The 1,935-nt window shown below is 42.6% G+C and carries 1 protein-coding gene; it reads left to right on the top strand.

The genetic code is table 11. From position 1 onward, the window contains the following. The first annotated feature begins 527 nt into the window (after nt 1-527). Nucleotides 528-1,727, top strand: a complete 1,200-nt coding sequence (locus tag D1970_RS21995; protein ID WP_119114965.1) for an MFS transporter — start codon at nt 528-530, stop codon at nt 1,725-1,727. Nucleotides 1,728-1,935 lie beyond the last annotated feature (208 nt).

Below are 1,935 nucleotides of genomic sequence, written 5' to 3' on the forward strand. Positions count from 1 at the left end.
CATCGAATCGCTCCGCTCTTCGTGTTTCCTTTATATCAGTCGGAGCGGGTCCCTGGCCATATGTCGCTAAACGTGCGCTTCCGCTTTTCTTATTGAATGGCTGGAAATTTTATTTTGATGGTGAACTCCTGGTCTTTATAGACAAAGTCTAAAAAGCCGTGGTGGTCATTTACGATCTCCTTAATGATCTTCGTCCCAAGTCACTCATGACCATTCGCTTTAGTTGTTTTTCCGTAAGTCTGGAACAATCCATCTAATATTGCAGTAGGGATGGCCAGGCTGTTATTTTTACAAATGAGCAAATACAAACCGCTTGCGTTTATAAAATTGCAGTGTGATCACAGCCTGTTGTTTATGTTCCTTTTGCCAGTCATCAAAAGCCTCGATGCTATTTGATAACAGATTTCCAAGCAGTTTTACCATGACGGTATCTGTGTTTTACCAAAAGAACCTTGAATCTATTTGAATTTTTCACATTAGAGGAGTACAGTTAAAAAGTGTATAAAAGTAGAAAGAAGGTCTTTTCGTTGAGTAAGCTGCAACAAGGTACTAAAGCCTTTCGTAAAGCCAATTTCGCCCTCTTTGCAGGGGGATTTATAACTTTTTCTATTCTTTATGATGTCCAGCCGTTAATGCCGATTTTCACAAAAGAGTTTCATGTGACAGCGGCAGCGGGGAGTCTGACGTTGTCGGTGACGACGTTCGCTCTTGCTGTGGCAATGCTTTTTACCAGTTCTTTATCTGAAGCATGGGGAAGAAAACCGATTATGGCTTCTTCCTTAATCCTTTCCTCCCTTATTGTCATTTTTACTGCCTTCAGTCCCACATTTGGGTCGTTAATCGTCTTTCGCATCCTGCAAGGGATCGTTCTTGCGGGACTGCCGGCCATCGCTATGGCCTATTTGAGTGAAGAAGTTGACCCAAGAAGTCTTGGGGTTGCCATGGGGATTTATATTAGCGGGAACTCCATTGGCGGCATGGCAGGAAGAATTATTACCGGCTCTGTTACGGACTTTTTTTCTTGGCGGGTTGCCATGGGTAGTATTGGGGTGATTAGCCTCGTACTTAGTCTGTGGTTCTGGTTTAATTTGCCGAGATCCAACTATTTTGCACCAAAGTCATTGAAACTAAATACGTTAGTCAAATCCATGGTGGGTCATTTAAAAGACCCGGCATTATTATGTTTATTTTCTATTGCTTTTATCTTAATGGGAAGCTTTGTCACGTTGTATAACTACATTGGCTTTGAATTAATGGCACCTCCGTATCAATTGAGCCAGACAATAGTCGGCTGGATTTTCATTGTTTATTTAACTGGCACCTTTAGTTCAACATGGATGGGGCGCCTCTCTGATACGCTCGGCCGCCGTAAGGTCTTATGGCTTGGCCTAGTCATTATGGTTACTGGAGCGGCATTGACACTTGTAGAGCCCTTGGTGTTAAAGATAATCGGTATCGCTATTTTTACCTTTGGCTTTTTTGGCTCCCATTCGATCGCTTCAAGCTGGGTAGGGCGAAGAGCACATACTGCAAAAGCGCAAGCTTCTTCGTTATATTTATTTTTTTATTATTTTGGTTCGAGCGCTGCAGGTACTGCCGGCGGATTTTTCTGGTCAAATTTCGGCTGGGGTGGAGTAATTGGCTTTATTATTTGTTTACTGCTGTTAGCCTTTCCATTATCGATTAAACTTTCATCGGTGCCGGTAAAAACCTTGCAGACGAAATAAATGGTACTCATGCTATTGATAAATAGACTGTACTAAAGGAAAAAATTTGATGGATAAATTCCGACTTTGAGAATTGTCTAGCTTCATAAGAATAAGCTTCGGAAGGGATACCTCGCACGAAGGAAAAGCGTTAGCTTTTTCGAGGAGCGCCCAGCGTATAGTGGCCATCCCACTCCTCCCTACGATAAGTCAACATCGAATCGCTCCG

The sequence above is a fragment of the Mesobacillus zeae genome (assembly GCF_003570705.1).
Classification (GTDB): Bacteria; Bacillota; Bacilli; order Bacillales; family Cytobacillaceae; genus Mesobacillus_C; species Mesobacillus_C zeae.